The following is a 22,114-nucleotide window of genomic DNA, read 5'->3' on the forward strand; positions in this document are numbered from 1 at the left end:
ATGCCCGGCACGAACGCCCCCGTCGGCGCCCCCACCGAGGTCACCCAGGGTTCCCCGACCCGGACCCGGGGCGGCATCGGCGAATCCACCCTCCGCCCGGACGGCACCCTCAAGGTCACCGGCGAGTTCGCCTACTCCTCCGACCTCTGGCACGAGGACATGCTCTGGGGCCAGATCCTGCGCTCCCCGGTCGCCCACGCCGAGATCCTCGCCATCGACACCGCCGAGGCCCTCGCCACCCCCGGCGTCTACGCCGTCCTCACCCACGACGACCTGCCCACCGCCGTCAAGCACTACGGGCTGGAGATCCAGGACACCCCCGTCCTCGCCCACGGCAAGGTCCGCCACCACGGCGAACCCGTCGCGATCGTCGCCGCCGACCACCCCGAGACCGCCCGCCGCGCCGCCGCCAAGATCCGCGTCGACTACCGCGAACTCCCCGTCATCACCGACGAGGCGTCCGCCACCGCCCCCGGCGCGATCCTCGTCCACGCCGACCGCGACGACCACCACGTGGGCCATGTCCCGCACCCCAACATCGTCCACCGCCAGCCCATCGTGCGCGGCGACGCCGCGAAGGCCGCCGAGCGGGCCGATGTCATCGTGCGCGGCGAGTACGTCTTCGGCATGCAGGACCAGGCGTTCCTGGGCCCCGAGTCCGGGCTCGCGGTGCCCGCCGAGGACGGCGGGGTGGACCTCTATGTCGCCACCCAGTGGCTCCACTCCGACCTGCGGCAGATCGCGCCCGTCCTCGGACTGCCCGAGGACAAGGTCCGGATGACCCTGTCCGGCGTCGGCGGCGCCTTCGGCGGGCGCGAGGACCTCTCCATGCAGATCCACGCCTGCCTCCTCGCCCTGCGCACCGGCAAACCCGTGAAGATCGTCTACAACCGCTTCGAGTCCTTCTTCGGCCACGTCCACCGCCATCCCGCCCGCCTCACCTACGAGCACGGCGCCACCCGCGACGGCAGGCTCACCCATGTCAGGTGCCGGATCGTCCTCGACGGCGGCGCCTACGCCTCCGCCTCCCCGGCCGTCGTCGGCAACGCCTCCTCCCTGGGCATCGGCCCCTACGTCGTCGACGACGTCGACATCGAGGCCATCGCCCTCTACACCAACAACCCGCCCTGCGGCGCCATGCGCGGCTTCGGCGCGGTCCAGGCGTGCTTCGCGTACGAGGCCCAGATGGACAAGCTCGCCGACCGGCTCGGCATGGACCCCGTGGAGCTTCGCCGCCGCAACGCCATGGAGCAGGGCTCGCTGCTGCCCACCGGCCAGCGCGTCGACTCCCCGGCCCCGGTCGCCGAACTCCTGCGCCGCGTGCAGGCCATGCCGCTGCCCCCCGAACGCCAGTGGGAGTCCAGCGAGGGCCCCGACGTACGCCAGCTCCCCGGCGGCCTCTCCAACACCACCCACGGCGAGGGCGTGGTCCGGGGCGTCGGCTACGCGGTCGGCATCAAGAACGTCGGCTTCTCCGAGGGCTTCGACGACTACTCCACGGCCCGGGTCCGCATGGAGGTGATCGCCGGGGAGCCGGTCGCCACCGTGCACACCGCGATGGCGGAGGTCGGCCAGGGCGGCGTCACCGTCCACGCCCAGATCGCCCGCACCGAGCTGGGCGTCACCCAGGTCACCATCCAGCCGGCGGACACCCGCGTCGGCAGCGCCGGTTCCACCTCCGCCTCCCGGCAGACCTATGTCACCGGCGGCGCGGTCAAGAACGCCTGCGAACTGGTCCGGGAACAGGTCCTCGCCCTCGGCCGCCGCCGCTTCGGCTCCCACCATCCCGCCTGGGCCACCGCCGAACTCCTCCTGGAGGCGGGCAAGGTCGTCACCGACGCCGGGGAGGTGCTGGCCGACCTGGTGGATGTCCTCGCGGACGACTCGGTGGAGGTCGAGGAGGAGTGGCGCCACCGCCCCACCGAGCCCTTCGACCTCCGCACCGGCCAGGGCAATGGCCATGTCCAGTACTCCTTCGCCGCCCATCGCGCGGTGGTGGAGGTCGACACCGAACTCGGCCTGGTCAAGGTGGTCGAGCTGGCCTGCGCCCAGGATGTCGGCAAGGCCCTCAACCCGCTGTCCGTGCTCGGCCAGATCCAGGGCGGCACCACGCAGGGGCTGGGGGTGGCGGTGATGGAGGAGATCGTGGTGGACCCGAAGACCGCCAAGGTCAGGAACCCGTCCTTCACGGACTACCTCATCCCGACCATCCTCGACACCCCGACCATCCCCGTCGACATCCTCGAACTCGCCGACGACCACGCCCCCTACGGCCTGCGCGGCATCGGCGAGGCCCCCACCCTGTCCTCCACCCCGGCGGTCCTCGCGGCGATCCGCGCGGCGACGGGACTGGAGCTGAACCGGACGCCGGTGCGGCCGGAACATCTGACGGGGACCGGCACGTAAGCCGGTGTCCCGGTGGTGCCGGGCGATCCGTTTACTGACGGGCACCCGGTGCCGGGCGATCCGTTCACTGACGGGTACCCGGTGCCGGGCGATCCGTTCACCGACGGGTACCCGGTGCCGGGCGGCGCGACCGGCGCCCACCGGTCCGCGCCGCTCAAGCCCACCGCAGTGATCTCGTCTCGGGCCGTCCCCCGGGTCGGGCACTTCCCAAATCCCGCCGTCCGCCGCAGGCGTGCGCGCGGGTGCCCCTGTGAACCTTGGGAGTAGGCCCATATGACCCAGCAGTCCCTGGAGCCGAAGAGCATCCCCGAAGACGCCGGCGCGGGAACCCGCGTCCCGGCGGGACGCTCCTGGCTCGACCGGTACTTCCACATCTCCGACCGAGGCTCCACCCTCGCCCGCGAAGTCCGCGGCGGCGTCACCACCTTCATGGCGATGGCGTACATCCTCCTGCTCAACCCCCTGATCCTGTCCGGCCCCGACGCCGCGGGCGGGACCCTCGGCCAGCGGGCGCTGATCACCGCCACCGCCTTCGCCGCCGCCCTCACCACCCTCCTCATGGGCTTCGTCGGCAAGGTCCCCCTGGCGCTGGCCGCCGGACTCTCCGTCTCCGGCGTCCTCGCCTCCCAGGTGGCCCCCCAGATGACCTGGGGCCAGGCGATGGCGATGTGTGTGATGTACGGCGTGGTCATCATGCTGCTGGTGGTGACCGGCCTGCGCGAGATGATCATGAACGCGATCCCGCTGGCGCTGAAGCACGCCATCACCATGGGCATCGGGCTGTTCATCGCCCTGATCGGCTTCGTGAAGGCCGGGTTCGTGCACGGCGGCGAGTCCACCCCGGTCATCCTCGGCCCGGACGGCGAACTCGCCGGGTGGCCGGTGCTGCTGTTCGCCGTCACCCTGCTCGCCGTCTTCATGCTCCAGGCCCGGGGCGTGCCCGGCGCGATCCTGATCGGCATCATCGGCGGCACCCTGCTCGCCGTCCTCCTCAACGCCCTCGGTGTCGTCGACCCGGAGCAGTGGGCCGGCGGCGCCCCCGAACTGCGCGGCGGAGCGGTGTCCATGCCGGACTTCTCGCTCTTCGGGCAGGTCGAGTTCGGCGGCTGGGGCGAGGTCGGCGCGATGACCGTCGGCATGATCGTGTTCACGCTGGTGCTGGCCGGGTTCTTCGACGCGATGGCGACGATCATCGGGGTCGGCACCGAGGCGAAGCTCGCCGACCGGGACGGCCGGATGCCGGGACTGTCGAGGGCGCTGTTCGTCGACGGGGCGGGCGGTGTGATCGGCGGGGTGTCCGGGGCGTCCGGCCAGACCGTGTTCGTGGAGTCCGCGACCGGCGTCGGCGAGGGCGCCCGCACCGGGCTGTCCTCGGTCGTCACCGGGCTGTTCTTCGCCGCCTGTCTCTTCTTCACCCCGCTCACCGCGATCGTCCCCGGCGAGGTGGCCGCCGCAGCGCTGGTGGTGATCGGCGCCATGATGATGACGACCGCCCGGCATGTGGACTGGTCCGACCGCGCGACGGCGGTGCCGGTCTTCCTGACCGTGGTCGTGATGCCGTTCACCTACTCGATCACCGCGGGCGTGGCGGCCGGTGTCGTGTCCTACACCGCCATCCGGATCGCCCAGGGCAGGGCCCGGGAGATCGGGGCGTTCATGGGGGCGCTGACCGTGATCTTCGTGGTCTTCTTCGCCCTCAGCCCGATCGAGAGCTGGCTCGGCGTCCGCTGACCCGGGCCGCGCCGCGGAAGGAGACCGATCGACATGCTGGACCTCGCCGAGGAACTCCACCGGTGGGCCGCGCAGGGCCGCGACTTCGCGGTCGCCACCGTCGTCGCCGTCAGCGGCAGCGCCCCGCGCCGACCCGGCGCCGCCCTCGCGGTCGACGGCGACGGCACCGCCATCGGCTCGGTCTCCGGCGGCTGTGTGGAGAGCGCGGTCTACGAACTGTGCCGACAGGCGCTCCAGGACGGACAGCCGGTCCTGGAGCGCTTCGGGTACAGCGACGACGACGCCTTCGCCGTCGGGCTGACCTGCGGCGGTGTCATCGAGGTGCTGGTGGTGCCGGTCCGGGCGGGCGACCCCGCCCGGCCGGTGCTGGCCGCCGCGCTCGGCGCCGCCGCGGCGGGGGAGGCGGTCGCCCTGGCCCGGATCGTCTCCGGCCCGGCGCGCCTGCTGGGCCGGGCCCTGGCCGTCCGCCCGGCCGGGCACCCGGGCACCGCCGTAGAGGGCGGCTTCGGCGTCCACCCCGACCTCGACCGCACCGCCGCCGCCGAGGCCCGCGCCCTCCTCGACACCGGCCGCACCGGCACCCTGGAGATCGGCGCGCGCGGCTCGCGCTGCGGCGCCCCGCTGACCCTGTTCGTGGAGTCCGTGGTGCCACCGCCCCGGATGATCGTCTTCGGCGCGATCGACTTCGCGTCCGCGCTGGTCCGGGTCGGCCGCTTCCTCGGCTACCGGGTCACCGTGTGCGACGCCCGCCCGGTCTTCGCCACCCGGGCCCGCTTCCCCGACGCCGACGAGATCGTGGTCGACTGGCCGCACCGCTATCTGGAGTCCACCGAGGTCGACGCGCGGACCGTGCTGTGCGTGCTCACGCACGACGCCAAGTTCGACGTACCGCTGCTGCGACTGGCGCTGCGGCTGCCCGTCGCCTACGTCGGCGCGATGGGCTCCCGCCGGACCCACCTCGACCGTGCCGGGAAGCTGCGCGCGGTCGGCGTCACGGACGCGGAACTCGCCCGGCTGCGCTCCCCGATCGGCCTGGACCTCGGCGCCCGGACACCCGAGGAGACGGCGCTGTCCATCGCCGCGGAGATCGTCGCCGCCCGCCGCGGCGGCACCGGCGTCTCCCTCACCGGGGCGCACACCCCGATCCACCACGACACCCGGGCCGCCCCCGCGACCGTATGAACGCCGGTCAGCCGTCGTGTGCCCGCACTCATCCCATGGCCGTCCGCCGGTCAGCGGTCGTGCGCCCGCACCCGTCCCATGGTCGTGCGGCGTTCAGCGGTCGTGCGCCCGCACCCACCCCACCGCCGTCGTCGCCGGTCAGCCCTCGTGCATCCGTACCCACCCCACCGTCGTCCGCCGGTCCCACGGCACCAGTTGGGCGTGGTCGGTGGCCCAGGCGGGTCGGCGGTGGCGGGGGTGGGGGAGGAACACGACGGGTGCGCAGCGGGCGCGGGTGAGCCGGTCGAAGAACCGCTCCCGGTCCGGCCGTCCGCCCGGCCCCGGACGCGGCGGCCCGCCGAGCCCGAGGTCGGTGAGGACCAGGATCCGGGACGCGGGACCCGGGCGCCGGAGGGGCGTACGGCTGCCACGTCCAGCGGTCCGCCGGGCCGGTACCGGTCCCCGGGGACTCCTCGAAGTACCGGATCTCCGTGGCGTCCCGGCCGACGGTCCGGCGGATCCGGAGACGGGGGCGGCGCTGCGGCGGCTGGTGCCGGGGCGGGCCGGCGACCGGCCCCCGGGGGGGCGAGGGGGGTCAGGCCATCCTGAGCAGCCGGTTGACCGCCCGTCCGAAGACCGCGCGGGCGGTCCGTTCCAGGAGGGGGTCGAAGAGGCCCGGCAGGAAGCGGACGCCGAGGTGTTCGCGCCAGATGACCCGGGTCCGTCCGCCGGGGCCGGGGCGGACCTCGATCTCGGCCCAGCCGCGCACGACCCGGCCGCGTTTGTCCAGGCGGCAGTGGCCCGGGGTGTCCGTACCGGGGTCGGGCGGCTGCCAGCGGGTGATCTCCATCGCGTCGTCGAAGCCGAACGGCCCGATGCCGGAGCGGGCGACGACGACCGTGCCCTCGCGGGTGGGCGCCCCGGTGCGCACCGAGACCCGGGTGAGCGGGACGGCGGCTCCGTGCCGGGGCCAGTCGGTGAGCCGGTGCCACGCCTCGGCGAGGGAGAGCGGTGCCGTGCGTTCGAGCTGGAACGTGATCACGGTCGCATCCTAGGGAGCCGGGCGGGCCGGGTCCGCCGAGTGCCGGACCGGGGCGGTTGCGGCGCGGGTCAGCGGTAGACCTTTCCGGGCACGGCCTCGCCCGGGGCCAGGAGCTGGGGGACGGTCACGAAGACGTAGCCGCGTTCCTTCAGGGTGTCGATGATCCCGGGCACGGCGGGGACGGTGCCGTCGTAGAGGTCGTGCAGAAGGATGATGCCGTCCCGCTCGGTCTGGTCGAGGACCCGCTGCCGGATGAGGGCGGAGTCGGTGGTCGTGTAGTCCTTCGCGGTGACCGTCCACAGCACCTCCGACAGGCCCAGCTCCTCGCAGATCCGGTGCACGGTCTCGTTCGTGCGGCCCTGCGGGGGGCGCATCAGGGTCGGGGTGCGGCCGGTGAGGCGCTCGATCTCCTCGTTGGTGCGGGTCAGTTCCTCGCGTATCTCGTCCGGCTCCAGTCGGGTCAGGATGCGGTGGGTCCAGGTGTGGCTGGCCACCTCGTGGCCCTCGTCGGCCATCCGCCGGACCAGCTCCGGGTAGGTGTCGATATGGCGCTTGCCGAGGAGGAAGAAGGTCGCCGGGACCTGCTTCTCCTTCAGGATGTCGAGCAGTTTCGCGGAGTGCTCGCTCGGTCCGGCGTCGAAGGTCAGCGCGACGCACTTGGCGGTGCGGCAGTCGACGGGGCCGAACCGGTCGGGCCCGGTGGCCGTGGCGTCGGCGCGGACCCCGCTGGGCGCGGTGGTGTCGACCTTGGCGCAGCCGGCCAGGGTGAGCGCGAGAGCGAGGGCCGTGACCGGGAGGGTCGCGTAACGGAACCTTTTCCTCGGTCTGTGCATCTTCTTGGTCGCATGGGTCGTCAAGGGCATGCCGGGACTATACACAGGCGCTATAGACGCGGTGCATAGTGGGGGTCGTGGCAGGTCAGGTGGTGGTGAGGGGACGCGGGGCGCCTTGGGGTGGGGGACGCGGGCGGTGTGGACCTAGCGGGTCGTGGCGCGCCACTCCCGGGGAGTCAGTCCGTAAGCGGAACGGAAACGCCGGGAGAAGTGGCTGGCACCGGCGAAGCCGCAGCGGCTCGCGACCGCGGCCACCGTCAGGGTGTCGTGGCGCCGGTCGGCGAGCATCCGGCGGGCCGCCTCCAGCCGCTCGGCGATCAGCCACTGCTCCAGACTGACGCCCGCCTCGCCGAGCACCAGGTACAACTGGCGCAGCGACACCGCGTGGGCCGCCGCGATCCGCCCCGGGGTCAGATCGTGCTCGCCCAGATGGCACCGGGCGTAGGCCAGGACCCGGGTCACCAGGGTGTCCCGCACCGCCGAGCGCACGGCGGGGGCGCTCGCGTCACGGGCGGCCGAGAGCAGCAGGGCGCGGACCAGTTCGACGGAGGCGTTCGCGACCGCCGGGGCGCCCGGGTCGTGCTCCAGCCGGGCCGCGTCCCGCGTCAGCGCCCGCAGATGGGCGAGGACCAGGCCGTACAGCGGACTCGCGGGCAGCCGGGCGGCGGCGGTGACCACCGTCTCCACCGGCAGGGCGAGCCGGTCCGCGTCGATCAGCAGGGACCGCGAGCGACCGTCGCCGGACCAGCCGTACACCCGGGGCACGAGTTCATGGAAGACGGTGATGTCGTCGCGGCCCAGGAGCGTCCGGCGGCCGTCGACCTCGCCGCGGTGGACGCCCTCGGGCTGGAGGGAGACCGACACCACCGGGCGGGCCCGGTGCCGGCGCACATGCCGCTCGGTGCGGTGCACCTCGAACCCCGAGGACCGGATGTCGAACAGGGCGAGGTCCCCGATCCGCCACAGCCGCAGCCGCGCGTGCATCCCCGTCGCCGGGACCTCGTGGACCACGTCGTTGGGCACCGACTCGTCGGTCAGCGCGTGATGGAACGCGTCCGCGCGCTCCTTCGGCGGCACGGTGTCCAGATCCAGCAGCAGCACGATCGGTCCCGCCCTTTCGCTCGTTCGGTTCAGGACTTCGGTCCGGCGCCCAGCCGTTCCGCGAGCTGGCCCCGGGAGGTGATCCGCAGCTTGGGGTAGATGCGGTAGAGGTGGGCGCCCACCGTGCGCGGCGACAGATACAACTGCTGGCCTATCTCCCGGTTGGACAGGCCCGACGCGGCGAGCTGGGCGATCTGTAGTTCCTGCGGGGTGAGCCGCTCCCAGTCGGCCGGGCTGCGCCGGTCGCTGCCCTCGCCCGCCGACCGCAGTTCCCGGCAGGCCCGGTCGTGCCAGGGCTCGGCGCCCAGCGCGGCGAAGGACTCCCGGGCGATCCGCAGCGGCACCCGGGACTCCATCACCCGGCGCCGTCTGCGCAGCCACGCGCCCTGCGCCAGCAGCAACCGGGCCCGGGTGAAGGGCTCCTGGGACAGATCGAGGGCGAACGCCTCCCGGAACCGCTCCTCGGCCCGGTCGTCCTCGGCCAGCAGCGCACGGGCGAACGCCAGATCGGCCCGGATCATCCGGGCCGGGGTCGCCGCGGCCGTGTCCTGAAGCCCGGCCAGCGCGGTCCGGGCCGTCGCCCGGTGCTCCTCGCTCACCGCCGCCTCCGCCAGCACCGTGATCGCCCGGGTCCGCAGAAACGGATGATGCGCCGGGTCCGTCGGATCGAACACCCGCCAGACACACCCGAACGCCTCCCCGTGCCGCCCGCCCGCGAGCGCCGCCATGCCCCGGGCGATCTGGATGAACGCCAGATTGGACGGGGTCGCGGCGGACAGCCCGTGCCGCTCGGCAGCGGCCAGCGCGGTCAGCGCCCCCGGCTCGTCGCCGAGCACCGCCGCGAACTGGGCCCGCGCGATCAGCGCCCCGCTCAGCCAGCGGCGCTGCCCGGTGTCCTCGGCCAGCCGCAGCGCCTCCGCCACCCCGGGCAGCCCCGCCTCCCGGTCCACCACATGCGCCCGCGTGAACGACAGCGACACCAGCACCTGCGCCAGCAGCCCCAGCCGCCCCTGGGCGCGCAGCCCGGCCGCCGCGTGCCGCAGAAAACCCGCCGCGTGGTCGTACGCGCCCGCCATGGTCGCCGCCGTGCCCAGGGTCGCCGCCGCCAGGACATCCTGGTCCGGGGTGCCCTCCAGCCGCTCCAGCCGCTCGATCACCGTGCCGCCGCGCTCCAGCGGCGCCGCCGCGGCCAGTACGTACACCAGGTCCGGATGGAGCGCGGGCACCGGCAGCCGCTCGGCCGCCGCGACCACTCGCTCCCGCAGCTCCCGCCCCGGGTCCGCCCACCAGCAGCGGCGGGCCGCCGCCCGCAGCAGCCGCAGCGCCAGCTCCGGGTCCCCGGCGCCCTCCGCCGTCGACAGCAGCAGTTCGAGGCGGGGCACACCGGTCGCCACATCCGCCTCCAGGCCCTCGCGCAGCAGCACCAGCCGGGCCCGCTCCGGGGCGTCCGGGCCCAGCGCCGCGGCCCGGTGCAGCAGCGCCCGCGCGCGTTCGGTGTCGCCGAGTTCCAGGGTGAGTTCGGCCGCCGCCAGCAGCCGGGCGCCGAGCCGGGGCGGGTCGGCGGTCAGCGCGACCGCCCGCTCCAGCGCGGCCAGCGCCACCGCCGGGGCGCCCCGCGCGCTCGCCCGCCCGGCCGTCGCGTCCAGCGCCCGCGCGACCGACTCGTCGGGCCGTCCGCCCGCCGCCGCGCGGTGCCAGACCTGCCGGTCCGGCTGCCCGTCCAGCACCTCGGCCAGCGCCCGGTGCGCGGCCAGCCGTTCGGCGAGCGGCACCGACTGGAGCACGGCGGACCGCACCAGGGGGTGACTGAACCCGACCGTGCCCTGCACCACCGTCACCAGCCCACTGGCCACGGCGGGATCCAGCGCGGCGGGGGGCAGGGACCGCGGGAGGGGCGGCGCGGCGGGGGCGCGGGGGGCGGGAGCGAGGGGGGCGGGGGTCGTCGGGTCCGGGGTCGTCGGGTGTGGGGCTGTCGGGTCTGGTGTGGGTGGGTGTGGGGCTGCTGGGTCGGGTGCGCGTGGGTGCGGGGCTGTCGGGTCCGTTGTGGTTGGGTGCGGGGGCGTCGGGTCCGGTGTGGCTGGGTCCGGTGTGGGCGGGTGCGGGGCCGCTGGGTCCGGTGTGGCAGGTCTGGGTGTGGCCGGGCCCGGTGTCGCAGGCCCCGGTGTGGCTGGGCCCGGCGTCTCCGGCTCCCGTTCTGCCGTGCCCGGTGTCCCTGCCCGCAACACCCCTCCCGCCGCCAGGATCTCCGGCTGGGCTCCCTCGTCCGTCAGGGCCGCGACCAGGAGAGCCGCCCGGGTCGCCGGGGGGAGGTCCGTCAGACGGGAGGCGAACGCCCGGCGCAGGCGGGTGGTCAGGGGGATCGCCGCCGAGGTGAGTGCCTCGGCGGCGCCGGGGCGGCGCAGGGCGGACGGGAGTTCGATCAGGGCCAGCGGATTGCCCGCGGCGGCGTCCAGCACCCGGTGCCGCGCCGCCGGTTCGAGATGGGGCTCCACCGCGTCGAGCAGCGCCCCGGCCGCGGCCGGCGGCAGCGCGGCCGGGCGGATCTCCGGCAGCGACAGGGCGTCCAGCGGGGTCGGATGCCCCTCCCGCACCCCGGCCAGCAGACCCAGCGGCTCCGCGCCCAGCCGCCGGGCCACGAACGCCAGTACGTCCAGCGTCGGCGTGTCCAGCCACTGCGCGTCGTCCACGACCAGCAGCACCGGGGCCTCCTCGGCGGCGTCGCCGAGCAGACTGAGCGTGGCCAGCGCGATCATGAAGAACTGCGGTGCCCCCGCCGCCGGTTCCGCCATCCCGAAGGCGCCGAGCAGCGCCGCCGCCTGCGCCGCGGGCAGCTTCGCGACCCCGTCCAGCATGGTGTGGGTGAGCTGGTGCAGCCCGGCGTGGGGCAGATGGGTCTCGGCCTCCACACCGGACGCCGTCAGCACGGTGTACCCGGCGTCCCGCGCCGTCCGCGCGGCCCGGTCCAGCAGCGCGGACTTCCCGATGCCCGGCGTCCCCCGCACCACCACCGCCGCCCCGGCCTCCCGCAGCCCGGCCACGAAGGCGTCCAGCGCGCCGAGTTCAGCGTCCCGCCCGAACAGCGCCCTGCCCTCCACATGTGCCCCCTGACCAGTGAGAACGCCCCGAAGGGGGAAGTGTACGTGGGACGTGGGGGAGGGGAAGGGGCCCCGCGGGGCGGTGCCGAGGAGCGCCGCCGGGCACGTATCGCCTGGCCGGAACACCCCTCGGAACCCGGCCCGGACCCCCCGGCCGGGACCGCCCCGCCGTCGCGGCACAGTCACTTCACAGTCATCCTGCGGATGTCCCGCCCCCGCCCGGCCGGAAGGGTACGGAGGCGGCGCGCGGGGGCGCGGCGGCGGGCGACCGGGGCGAAGGCGCCCCGGGAACGGGACGGGGGGCGGGGTGAGGGACGGCGGGGCGGCCGGGCCGATGGAGCCGGAACGGCTCGGGCGGGGGCCGCTGTGGGACGCGGTGCGGGACGCCGTCGGGAGCGCGGGGCGGCGCGGGCGGGCCCTGTGGCTGCGCGGCGACGCCGGGATCGGGAAGACCGTGCTCCTGGAACAGACGGGGCGGTACGCCGCCGGACGCGGTCTGCGGGTACTGCGGGCCACCGGCTCCGAGGAGGAGCGCGAGCTGCCGTTCGGGGTGCTGCACCAACTGCTGTGGGCCCTGCCCCGGGACACCGGCGCCCTCTCCGGCGATGCCCGCGCCGCCCTCGACCGGGCCCTCGGTGTCGACCCGGACGCCCCCGGCGCCCCGTACCCGGTGTCCGCCGCCACCGCCGACCTCCTCGCCTCGGTGGCCCGCAGCCGTCCGCTCGCCCTGCTCGTCGACGATCTGCACTGGACCGACGACTCCAGCGCCGAGGTCCTCCAGTCCGTGCAGCGGCGGCTCGACGCGCTGCCGGTGGTCCTCGTCGCCGCCCTGCGCCGGGACACCGGCGCCCGGCTCGACCCCACCGGCGCCGAGGTCCTGGACCTGACGCCGCTCACCGACACCGCCGCCCGCGCCGTACTGGGCGCCCTGCACCCCGACCTGGCGGACGCGGCCCGCGACCGGGTCGTCCAGGAGGCGGCCGGGAACCCCCTCGCCCTGGTGGAACTCCCCGCCCGGCTCGCCGCGCCCGAACGCAGCGGACGCGCCCCCCTGCCCGACCATCTGCCCCTCGGCGAACGCCTGGAAGCCGTCTTCGCCGACCGGTTCGCCGCCCTGTCCGCCCGTACCCGGTTCACCCTGCTGGTGTGCGCCCTCGCCGGGCGGGACGCGGCGACCGCGGCGGCCGTCGGCCGGGCGGTCGGCGCGGCCGGCGGCAGCGGCGCGGACGTGGCCGAGGACCTCCGGGCCGCCGAGCACGCCGGGCTGATCCGGGTCGACCACCGGGCCCCCGGCGCGGTGCTCCGGTTCCGGCACCCCCTGGCCCGCTCCGCGCTGGTCGCCGCCGCCACCGCGCCCGACCGGCGGCGGGCCCACGCCGCCTGGGCCGCCGTCCTGCCCGCCGACGGACTGCCGCAGGCCACCCACCGGGCCGCCGCCACCGCCGTCGCCGACGAACGGACCGCCGCCGCACTGGAACGGGCCGCGGCCCGCTCGCTGACCCGGGCCGGGGACGCCGAGGCCGCGCAGCTCCTCGTCCACGCCGCCCGGCTCAGCGAGGACACCGCCGCGCGGGGCCGCCGCCTCACGGCCGCCGCGAGCGCCGCCGTGCGCGGTGGCCGCATCGACCTCGCCGGCCGGCTGCTGGAGCGGATCGACCCGCACGAGGTGCCCCCCGCCGACCTGCCCGTCCTCCAGACCACCCGCGCCCTGGTCCGGTTGCAGACCGACGGCGACCTCGGGCCCGCCGTCACCCTGCTGCCCGGCGTCCTCGACCGGGACCCCGGCCCGCTCGCCCCGCCCGCGTACCTGCTGCTGCTCTTCGCCGCCGGATACAGCGCCGAGCCCGAGGTGTGGGCCGCGGTCACCCCCCGCCTCAGCGGCGCCCCCGACCTCGTACGGCTCGGGCACGACGTGTGGCACGATCCCGCGCGGCGGGCGCACGGGGGTGCCGGGCGGCTGGCGGCGGCCGTACGGGAGTTCGCCGAGGACAGCGGGGACGACGCGCAGGTGTGGCTGCTGCTGTGGTGCGCGGCCGGGCTCGACGCCGTCGGCGACCACGCGCCCCTGTGGGAGCGGCTCGCCCGCCGCCACTCCTACGCCACCCGCTCCTTCCTCTCCGCCGTCACCGCCTACGACGACTATCTGCGCGGCCACTGGGACCGCAGCGTCGGGCACGCCCGTGCCGGGGCCGCCCTCGCCCGCGCCCGCGGCTACCGCTTCAACGAGTACGTCCACCGCTACAAGGAGGGCTATGTGCGCGCCGCGCGGGGCGAGCGGGAGGCGGTGGACGCGCTGGTCGCCGAGCTGCTGCCGTGGGCCGAGGCGCGCGGGCTCGGCATGGTCGTGCTGCGGCTGCGCGGCTTCCAGGCGATGTGCGCGCTGGCCCAGGGCGACCCCGAGACGGCCTGGGCCCACGCCGTCACCGTCACCCCGCCGGGCACCCTGCCGCCCGGTGTCGCCCAGTTCCATCTCGCCCTGCTCGACCTGGTGGAGGCCGCCGTCCTCACCGGGCGGACCGCCGAGGCACGGCGGCACACCGCGGCGGCGCGGGCGGCCGGGGCCGACCGGATCTCACCCCACCACGCCTTCGTGCTGCGCGCCGCCGAGGCCCTCGCCGCCGACGACCCCGACACCGGCTGGACGGCGGTCCGGACGGCGGACTCCGCCACGGACTGGCCCTTCGAACTCGCCCGGGTCCGGTTCCACCTCGGGTCCCGGCTGCGCCGCCGGGGCCGCCGCGCCGAGGCCCGTGACCATCTCCGGGCCGCCCACGAGGCGTTCGAGGCGCTCGGCGCCGGGCCCTGGACCGCACGGGCCGCGCAGGAACTGCGGGTGTGCGACGAGCCGAGGGGCGGCGGCCCCGACGGCCCGGTCGCGGGGCTGTCGCCGCAGGAGCTGCGGATCACCGAACTCGTCGCCGACGGGCTCACCAACCGCGACATCGGCACCCGGCTCCAGATCTCCCCCCGGACCGTCTCCAGTCACCTCTACCGGATCTATCCGAAACTGGGCGTCACGTCCCGGGCGGCGGTCGCCCGCGCCCTCACCGAACGGGACTCACCGAACGGGGTCCACTGAACGGGGCACAGCGGACGGGGCTCACCGAATGGGCTCACCGAGTGGGCTCACCGAACGGGGGCAGCGGACCGAGCCGCCGGACCGAGCCGCCGGGTTGAGCCGTCGGACCAAGCTGCCGGACTGAGTCGCCGGACCGAACCGTCGGACTGAGCCGACCGGCCGATCCGGCCCGTCAAACGACGTACCGCCAGGCCCGGCGGCCCTCGCACGGTGGGGGCATGAGGACACCGACACCCTCCCCGTCCCGGGAGGCGAGCCGCTGGTGCGGGCCCGTGCGGGTGATCAGCCGGGAGGGCCGCGCCGGCGCGCTGGTCACCGCCCCCGAACCGGACACCCGGGCCCCCGCCCTGTACGCCGGCACCCAGACGACCGGCGGCGCGCTCCTCTCCCACGGGGACACCCGCACCCCCTGCGCACCCGGTGAGGTGTTCGTGGTGGACGCCGCCCTGCCCTGGACGCTGCGCCAGCGCGACGACTTCCGGGTGGACCTCTTCCTCGTCCCCCGCGCGGTGATCGGCGCGACGGACACCGAACTCGCCGCCGTCCAGGGCGTCCACGGAACCGGCGGCCGGGTCGCGGGACTGCTCGCGCCGCTGCTCACCGGGGTCGCGGGCGCCGCCGCCGGATCCCCGCCCGAGACCGGGCGCGCCCTCGCCGGGAGCGTCGCCGATCTGCTCGCCCTGCTGGCCGCCGAGCACCGCGACACCCCCCGGCAGACACCGGACGAGCGCCCGGAACTGGCCCGCCGGATCCGCCAGTACGTCAACGACCACCTCACCGACCCCGCCCTCGGGCCCGGGACGATCGCCGCCCACCACCGGGTCTCCGTGCGCTATCTGCACAAGTCGTTCAGCGCCCAGGGCACCACCCTCAGCCGCTGGATCCGGCACCGCCGCCTGGAGGAGTGCCGCCGCGAACTCGCCCGCGCCGACACCACCGTCTCCCTCGCCGCCGTCGCCCGCCGCTGGGGCTTCACCAACGCCGCCCACTTCAGCCGCTGCTTCCGGGCGGCGTACGGGGTGTCGCCGGGGGAGTGGAGCCGGATCAGATCGGCGGACGGTCCGGGGTGAGGGGACGGGAAGTGTGCGCTCCCGGGACAAGGGAGTTCACTCCTGGCACAAGGGTGTGCGCTCGGGGGCACCCGCGCCCGCGGGGCCCGTCCTACCGTGCGGGCGGCACACCACCGAGGGAAGGGGCCCAGCCCATGGGCGCGGAGCAGCGGACCGACCGCAGACGGGTCGGCCGGAGAGAGGTCATGGCGGCGGGTGCCGCCGTCGCCGCGACGGCGGGACTGGGCACGGCCCCGGCCCACGCCGCGGCGCGGGCGGCGGGAACCGGTCCGGAGGGCGGCACCGACCGGCGTCCCGCTCCCACCGTCGTGCTGGTGCACGGGGCGTTCGCCGACGGCGGGAGCTGGACGCCGGTCGTCGAACGGCTCCGCGGTGCCGGGTATCCGCTGCGCGTGGCCGCCAACCCGCTGCGCGGCCTCGCCACCGATGCCGCCCACCTCAGGAGCGTCCTCGCCGCCGTCCCCGGTCCTGTGGTGCTCGCCGGGCACTCCTACGGCGGTGCCGTGATCACCGAGGCCGCGGCCGGCGCGCCGAACGTCGAGGCACTCGTCTACATCGCCGCGTTCATGCCCGACCGGGGCGAGGTCCTCGGCGAACTCGCCGGTCGCTTCCCCGGCTCGGAGCTGATCCCCGCGCTGCGCCCCGAACCCACGACCGGCCCCGACGGCACCCCGGGCACCGATCTCTACCTCGACGCCGACCGCTTCCACGACGTCTTCGCCGCCGATGTCCCCCGGGCCACGACGAGGCTGCTCGCCGCCCTCCAGCGCCCCCTGTCGGCGAGCGCGTTCTCCGACCGGGTGAGCGCGGCGGCCTGGCGGACCGTGCCGTCCTGGACCCTCGTCGCCACCCGCGACCGGGGCGTCCCGCCCGAACTCCAGCGGTTCCAGGCCCGACGCGCCCGCTCCCGCACGGTCGAGGCGGCGGCCTCGCATCTCGCCCCGTACGGCCGCCCCCAGGAGGTCACCGCCCTCATCCGGGCGGCGGCCCGCACGGTCGCAGCACGCTGAACGCCCCGCGCACATCCGCACCCCCGGAGGAACCCCCCGTGTCCACAGCCCACGACCCCCACACCCACGACCCCCACGCCCATGCCCCCGGCGTCCACGACCCCAACGCCCACGGCCTCAGCGCACACGGCCTCAGCGCCCACGCCCACGTCCTGGAGGAGATCGACCGGATCAACGCCGGTGACCGCACCCCCGTCGTCTTCGTGCACGGCCTCTGGCTGCTGCCCAGCAGTTGGGACCGCTGGGCGGCGGTCTTCGCCGAGGCCGGGTACGCCCCCCTCACCCCGGGCTGGCCCGACGACCCCGGAACGGTCGCCGAGGCGCACGCCCACCCGGAGGTGTTCGCCGGGAAGAGCGTCGGCCAGGTCGCCGACCACTTCGCCGACCTGATCGGCCGTCTGGCCCGCAGGCCCGTCGTCGTCGGCCACTCCTTCGGCGGGCTGATCACCCAGATGCTCGCCGGACGCGGACTGTCCGCCGCCTCCGTCGCCATCGACCCGGCCCCCTTCCGCGGGGTCCTCCCGCTGCCCGTGTCCTCCCTGCGCGCCGCCCGGCCCGTCCTCGGCAACCCGGCCAACTTCCACCGCGCCGTCCCGCTGACCTACGACCAGTTCCGCTACTCCTTCGCCAACGCGGTCGGCGAGGACGAGGCCAAGGAGCTGTACGAGACCTTCGCCGTGCCCGCGCCCGGCGAGCCCCTCTTCCAGGCCGCCGTCGCCAACATCAACCCCTGGACCGAGGTCAAGGTCGACACCCTCGCCGCCGGACGCGGCCCGCTGCTCATCCTCTCCGGCGAGAAGGACCACACCGTCCCCTGGGCCATCGCCCACGCCTCCTACAAGAAGCAGGCCCGCAACGAGCACGCCGTCACCGAGATCACCGAGATGGCCGGGCGGGGCCACGCCCTGACGATCGACAGCGGCTGGCGCGAGGTCGCCGGGACGGCGCTGGCGTTCGTCCGCCGCTTCACGTCCTGACCCCCCGCGGGGCGCCCGCCTCCGCCAGCGCGCGGGTGAGCGCCGCCCGGGACGTGATGCCCAGCTTGGGGAACGCCTTGTAGAGATGGTCGGCGACCGTGCGCGGGGAGACCCGCAGCCGGTCGCCGATGTCCTTGTTGGTCAGCCCGTCCGCGGCCAGCTCGGCGATCCGCAGTTCCTGCGCGGTCAGCCGCTCCCGCACCCCGCCGCCCGCCGCCGCCCCGGCCGCCACCGGGTGCCCCGCGGCCCGCAGTTCGGCCGCCGCCCGCAGCGCCCAGGGCGTGGCGCGCAGCGCCCGGAACGCCCGGTGCGCCTGGCCCAGCGCCTCCCGCGCCCCGGGCCGCTGCCGCCGCCGCAGCCAGGTACCGTGCGCGAGCCGCAGCCGGGCCGCGCCGAACACCCACTCCCCGGCGCCGGGCACCGCGTACGCCGCCCGGTACAGGGCGTCGTCGGGCGCGTCCGTCTCCGCCACGGCGGTCGCGGCGGCCAGCAGGAACGCGTGATGCGGGGACAGTTCCGCCATCCGGGCCGCGCGGGCGGCGGCGAGATGCGCGCGGGCCTCGGCGTGCCGCCCGGTGCGGGTGGCCGCCACCACGAAGTCGAAGAACGGCAGATGGAACCAGGCCAGCCCGGCCGGCAGCACCCCCGGCGGGGTGAGCCCGGCCAGCGTGCCGTACGCCTCCTCGTACCGCTCGTGCGCCAGCGCGGCCAGCGCCCGCAGATGGGTCAGCCGGTCCGTCACGAACGTCATCCGCGCCCGCTCCGCCACCGGCCGCACCGCCCGCTCCGCCTCCCGCAGCCCCTCCTCGTCACCGCGCCCGGCCAGATAGTGGGCGTGGTAGAGGCGGAAGAGCAGGGCGTTGCCGTGGTAGCCGAGCGCCTCGGCGGCGTGTGCCTCGCGCGGGCAGACCTCCGCCTGGTCCCAGCGCCCGCGCAGAAAGTCCTGGTAGCAGCGGGCCTTGGCGATCGTGCCCTGGGTGGCGTACGTGTGCTGTCCGGCGAACCGGCGCCACGGGACCGCGTCCGCGCGGTCCACGGCCAGCGCCGCCCACAGCAGCAGCCAGGCGGCTCCGCCGTGCTCGTCCCCGCCGGTCCGGGCGAGCGCCTCGGACAGTTCCGCCGTGACGCCGTGGGCGGTCCGCGCCGGGTCGGCCCACGCCCGCCAGCACAGCCGGGCCGTCGGGGACATCCGCTCCGCGTACCGCTCCAGCGCGCGCACGCCCCGGGGGTCGTTGGTGTAGGCGGTGGCCAGCAGCAGCTTGAAATAGACCTGCTCGGCGAGACCACCGGGGGCGCCGGACCGGGTGAGGGTGTCCAGCGCCGCCGGGAGCAGGGTGAACGACGACTCGAAGTCCACGTGATGGCTCTGGTCGACGTACACCGTCGCATAGGCGACCAGCGGGGCGGCGTCCGCAGGGACGGGGAGGCGGCGCAGTTCCTCGACCATGCCGGCCGCGCACGGCAGCCGTCCGCCCCGGGCCGACGCCACGGCGGCGCGGGCGAGGCGGCGGGCACGGGCGCCGGGGCCGGTGCTCAGCGCGGCGGCGCGGTGCAGCAGCAGCGCGGCCTCGGCGTCACCGCCGCGCCGGGCCAGCCGGTCACCGGCCGACTGGAGCCGGGCCGCGAGGGCCTCGTCGGGTCCGTCCGCTGCGGCGGCCTCGTGGGTCGGGCGCCGCGGATCGGCCGGGGGGAGCGCGGCGGCCAGTTCCCGGTGCGCGGCACGCCGCTCCTCGGCCGTGGCCCGCTCGATGACGGCGCTGCGCACCAGCGGATGCCGGAACACCAGCCGCCCCGAGGAGTCCAGCCGCGCGACCCCGGCGTCCTCGATGGCGTCCAGCACGGCTTCGGCACGCACCCTGCCGGACCCGCCGGGTGAGCCCGCCGCCGATGCGCCCGGAAAGGCGACGGCCACACCCGCGCCGGGCGGGGCGGGAGCGCCGGTGGCCGGGCCCGCCCCGGAGGCGCCCGGCAGGACCCCCACGGCCGGGTCGCGCGGCGCGGGGGCAGTCGTGCCCGCCGCCAGCCCGCCCGGGAAGCCGGTCGCCGTGCCTGTTTCCGGTCCGTCCATCGCGGGGGTTGTTGTGTCCGTGTCCGTTTCGCCCGCTGCGGGGGTTGTTGTGTCCGGCCCCGTCTCGCCCGCTGCGGCGGTCGTCGTGCCCGCCCCCACCTCGCCCGCTGCCGCAGTCCCCTCGCCCGCTGCCGCGGTCCCCCGGCCCGCTCTCGGGTTCGCCCCACCAGCCCCGTCCCCGCCCGCGCCCCCCGGTGTCGCCGGTGTCGCCGGTGTTCCGCGGAGCCATTCGCCCAGGTGCCAGGACGCGGCGTCGCCGCCGAGGGCGGCCAGGAGGAGCAGGCGGTGGGACGCCGGGGGCAGGGCGTCGAGGCGGCGGGTGAAGAGGCGTTCCAGGGGGCCGCCGAGCGGGAGCCGGTCCTCGGGCAGGGGTTCCGTGCCGGCCATCTGGGCGGGGGCCAGACGGTTGGGGAGTTCGACCAGGGCCAGCGGATTGCCCGCCGCCTCCCGCAGGACGCGCTCCGCCGTGGGCGCGGCCAGTCCCGGATGGCGGCGCCGCAGCAGCCGGGCCGCGTCCGGCCGGGCCAGCGCCCCGACCGGGACGGTACGGCTGTCGGCGGTGGTGCCGTCCGGGCGGCCCGCCCCGACCATCGCCAGCGGGAGTTCGCCGATCCGCCGGTGCAGAAAGGCGAACACGGCCGCGCTGGAGGGATCCACCCACTGCACATCGTCCACCAGCACCAGCAGCGGCCGGACCCGGGTCGCCTCGGCCAGCAGCGACAACGCCGCCCCGCCCACCAGGAGTCCGCCCCCGGGACCCGCCGCAGCAGCCGGGTCCGGCGGGGTCCGCGCGAGGCCGAGCGCCGCCCGCTGGCGGACCGGCAGCGCGTCGGTGTGCGGGGCCAGCGGAGCCAGCACCCGGTGCAGGGCACCGAAGGCAACGCCCTGTTCGGCCTGGGTGCCGACCGCTCGCAGCACCGAGAAGCCCCGCTCCCGGGCCCGCCGCGCGGTCCACTCCAGCAGCGCGCTCTTGCCGATCCCGGCCTCGCCCCGCAGCAGCGTCGCCGACCCTCCGCCGGGCCCCGCCGCCGCGTCCGCCAGCACCTGCTCCAGCAGCGCGGTCTCCGGCCGCCGCCCCATCAGCTCGACGCCCTTGCCCATCGCCCGCGCGCCCCCTGCCCACCGTGTGACGCACTGTGCCGACCCGTCAGGGATTCCTCCCCCATCCTCGTGCGGGCGGCGGGAGCGGTCCGGCCCCTGCGTGCACAGGTCTGGCCCCAGGGCGCAGAGGTGGGCCGTCCGCTCACCCTCCGCCGTTCACCGTGCGCACCCAGGCGCGCGGCGTCTGCCCGTACACCCCCTTGAACGCCCGGCAGAAATGCGCCGGGCTGCGGAAACCCCAGCTCTGGGCGACCGCGGAGATCGTGGCCACCGCCCGGCCCCGGCGGGCCAGTTCGCGCGCGCACCCCTCCACCCGCCGCTGCTGGATCAGCCGCCGTACGGTGATGTCCTCGTCCTGGAAGAGCCGGTGCAGATAGCGCACCGAGATGCCGTGCGCCCGCGCGATCCGCGCGGGGTCGAGATCGGCGTCGCGCACCTGGGCGTCGATGTACCGGCGCACCGCGGCCACCGTGTGCTCCGGGCCGGTCCGGCCGTCCCAGGCGCCCTCGGCCCGCGCCACCTCGTCGATCAGCGTCGCCACCAGATCGGCCACCGTCCCGCCGAGCCGCTCCCCGACCTCCGCCGGACCCGCCCCGCCGCCGTCCGCCGCCGCCAGCCCCCCGGTGAACAGCGCCAGCACCGCCGCCACCCCCGCCTCCCCGGGGATGGCCCGCCCCGTGACCGCGCCGGTCCGGGTGTCCGACGTGCCCAGCGCCTGCTGCGGCAGCCGGACCCACCGGACCGACGACGGCTGCCGCTGCTCGACCACGAACGGCCGCCGCAGATCCAGCAGCGCCAGATGGCCCGGCCCGACCAGCGCGCCCCGCCCGTCCTGGCGCACCGCGCTCGCCCCGCCGACCTGGGCCAGCAGTGCGAGCCGACGGCCGGGCCCGGCGGCGACCAGCGGGGCGCTGCGGGTCAGCCGCATCGGATCGGCCTCCATCGACAGCACCCGTACATAGCCGAGGTCCACCACCCCGAGCCGCCCCGCGAACGGCCGCTCCCGCCCCGGCGTCACCTCCACCGGCGCCAGCCAGCGGCGCACCGCGCCCCGCCACACCGCCGCCCGGCTCGGCTCCGGCACGTCCGCCGTACTGACCATGTGACGCATGCCCACCACTCCTCGTCCCGCCCCGGACGCGAAGAACCGTCCGGCATCCGCCCAGTGTGGACATCCCGGGCAGCCGCACCGGTACGTCAGATGACGGTACGAACGGACCGGCCGCCGCCCGAACGCTCAAGGGACCATCCGTGACGCGGGCGTCGGTCGCGGGCGTGGTGGCGGGCCGGCCCGTGCGCGCGAGGTCCATCCGTCACGAAGGTGGCGTTCACGGCGTGGTGGCGGGCCCGCCCGAGCGTCCAAGGTCCATCCACCACGAAGGTGTCGTTCACGGGCATGGTGACCGGCCCGCCCGTGCGCGCAAGGACCATCCCCCGTAC

General features: G+C 76.1%; 13 protein-coding genes. 7 read left to right on the forward strand and 6 right to left on the reverse strand.

All coding sequences use genetic code 11. From position 1 onward, the window contains the following. The 3 genes from pucD (at position 1) to AB0O01_RS17155 (ending at position 5,319) form a co-directional block, all read left to right on the forward strand. Positions 1 to 2,406, forward strand: a complete 2,406-nt coding sequence (pucD, locus tag AB0O01_RS17145) for a xanthine dehydrogenase subunit D (protein WP_365314180.1) — start codon at positions 1 to 3, stop codon at positions 2,404 to 2,406. 273 nt (positions 2,407 to 2,679) lie between these two features. After that, positions 2,680 to 4,137 carry an NCS2 family permease gene (locus AB0O01_RS17150; RefSeq protein WP_365314182.1) on the forward strand — a complete coding sequence of 486 codons (1,458 nt, stop codon included), beginning with the start codon at positions 2,680 to 2,682 and terminating at the stop codon, positions 4,135 to 4,137. Positions 4,138 to 4,170: 33 nt separating this feature from the next. Further along, entirely contained in the window at positions 4,171 to 5,319 is a 1,149-nt protein-coding gene (locus tag AB0O01_RS17155) for an XdhC/CoxI family protein (protein WP_365314184.1), read from the forward strand. Positions 5,320 to 5,893: 574 nt separating this feature from the next. Here the strand turns inward: AB0O01_RS17155 and AB0O01_RS17160 are convergent. The 4 genes from AB0O01_RS17160 to AB0O01_RS17175 form a co-directional block, all read right to left on the reverse strand. Then, the gene (locus AB0O01_RS17160) at positions 5,894 to 6,340 is read right to left on the reverse strand and encodes an SRPBCC family protein (protein ID WP_365314186.1); all 447 of its coding nucleotides are present in this window, start codon (positions 6,338 to 6,340) and stop codon (positions 5,894 to 5,896) included. Positions 6,341 to 6,408: 68 nt separating this feature from the next. Continuing rightward, a complete protein-coding gene (locus AB0O01_RS17165; protein WP_365314414.1) occupies positions 6,409 to 7,173 on the reverse strand; it encodes a polysaccharide deacetylase family protein in 765 nt (254 codons plus the stop codon). 144 nt (positions 7,174 to 7,317) lie between these two features. Further along, positions 7,318 to 8,274: an AraC family transcriptional regulator gene (locus AB0O01_RS17170; RefSeq protein WP_365314188.1), complete on the reverse strand. Its 957-nt coding sequence runs from the start codon at positions 8,272 to 8,274 to the stop codon at positions 7,318 to 7,320. Between the two features lie 29 nt (positions 8,275 to 8,303). Beyond that, positions 8,304 to 11,369, reverse strand: coding sequence for an AAA family ATPase (locus tag AB0O01_RS17175; protein ID WP_365314190.1), 3,066 nt, complete (start codon positions 11,367 to 11,369; stop codon positions 8,304 to 8,306). Positions 11,370 to 11,676: 307 nt separating this feature from the next. On the opposite strand from AB0O01_RS17175, the gene AB0O01_RS17180 reads away from it, so the two are divergent. The 4 genes from AB0O01_RS17180 to AB0O01_RS17195 all read left to right on the forward strand — a co-directional run bounded on the left by AB0O01_RS17180 (position 11,677) and on the right by AB0O01_RS17195 (position 17,505). Then, positions 11,677 to 14,448 (forward strand): AAA family ATPase, encoded by a 2,772-nt coding sequence (locus AB0O01_RS17180; RefSeq protein ID WP_365314192.1) that lies wholly within the window; start codon positions 11,677 to 11,679, stop codon positions 14,446 to 14,448. A 218-nt stretch (positions 14,449 to 14,666) separates the two neighbouring features. Continuing rightward, positions 14,667 to 15,518, forward strand: a complete 852-nt coding sequence (locus AB0O01_RS17185) for a helix-turn-helix domain-containing protein (RefSeq protein WP_365314194.1) — start codon at positions 14,667 to 14,669, stop codon at positions 15,516 to 15,518. Positions 15,519 to 15,652: 134 nt separating this feature from the next. Further along, a complete protein-coding gene (locus tag AB0O01_RS17190; RefSeq protein WP_365314196.1) occupies positions 15,653 to 16,528 on the forward strand; it encodes an alpha/beta hydrolase in 876 nt (291 codons plus the stop codon). 152 nt (positions 16,529 to 16,680) lie between these two features. After that, a complete protein-coding gene (locus AB0O01_RS17195; RefSeq protein WP_365314415.1) occupies positions 16,681 to 17,505 on the forward strand; it encodes an alpha/beta hydrolase in 825 nt (274 codons plus the stop codon). On the opposite strand, the gene AB0O01_RS17200 is transcribed toward AB0O01_RS17195, so the two are convergent. Together AB0O01_RS17200 and AB0O01_RS17205 are read right to left on the reverse strand one after the other, a co-directional pair. Continuing rightward, on the reverse strand, positions 17,495 to 20,674 hold the full coding sequence (locus AB0O01_RS17200) for an AAA family ATPase (RefSeq protein ID WP_365314198.1): 3,180 nt from the start codon (positions 20,672 to 20,674) through the stop codon (positions 17,495 to 17,497). The two genes, AB0O01_RS17195 and AB0O01_RS17200, sit on opposite strands and share 11 nt — an antisense overlap. A 142-nt stretch (positions 20,675 to 20,816) precedes the next feature. Further along, on the reverse strand, positions 20,817 to 21,785 hold the full coding sequence (locus AB0O01_RS17205) for a helix-turn-helix domain-containing protein (protein WP_365314200.1): 969 nt from the start codon (positions 21,783 to 21,785) through the stop codon (positions 20,817 to 20,819). Positions 21,786 to 22,114 lie beyond the last annotated feature (329 nt).

Source organism: Streptomyces sp. NPDC093252 (assembly GCF_040683675.1).
Lineage (GTDB): Bacteria > Actinomycetota > Actinomycetes > Streptomycetales > Streptomycetaceae > Streptomyces.

Excerpts from the sequence above, each read along its gene's own strand:
- pucD (WP_365314180.1), top strand. The coding sequence starts at position 1 with ATGCCCGGCACGAACGCCCCCGTCGGCGCCCCCACCGAGGTCACCCAG.
- AB0O01_RS17150 (WP_365314182.1), top strand. The coding sequence starts at position 2,680 with ATGACCCAGCAGTCCCTGGAGCCGAAGAGCATCCCCGAAGACGCCGGC.
- AB0O01_RS17155 (WP_365314184.1), top strand. The coding sequence starts at position 4,171 with ATGCTGGACCTCGCCGAGGAACTCCACCGGTGGGCCGCGCAGGGCCGC.
- AB0O01_RS17165 (WP_365314414.1), bottom strand. The coding sequence starts at position 7,173 with ATGCACAGACCGAGGAAAAGGTTCCGTTACGCGACCCTCCCGGTCACG.
- AB0O01_RS17185 (WP_365314194.1), top strand. The coding sequence starts at position 14,667 with ATGAGGACACCGACACCCTCCCCGTCCCGGGAGGCGAGCCGCTGGTGC.
- AB0O01_RS17190 (WP_365314196.1), top strand. The coding sequence starts at position 15,653 with ATGGGCGCGGAGCAGCGGACCGACCGCAGACGGGTCGGCCGGAGAGAG.
- AB0O01_RS17200 (WP_365314198.1), bottom strand. The coding sequence starts at position 20,674 with ATGGGCAAGGGCGTCGAGCTGATGGGGCGGCGGCCGGAGACCGCGCTG.
- AB0O01_RS17205 (WP_365314200.1), bottom strand. The coding sequence starts at position 21,785 with ATGCGTCACATGGTCAGTACGGCGGACGTGCCGGAGCCGAGCCGGGCG.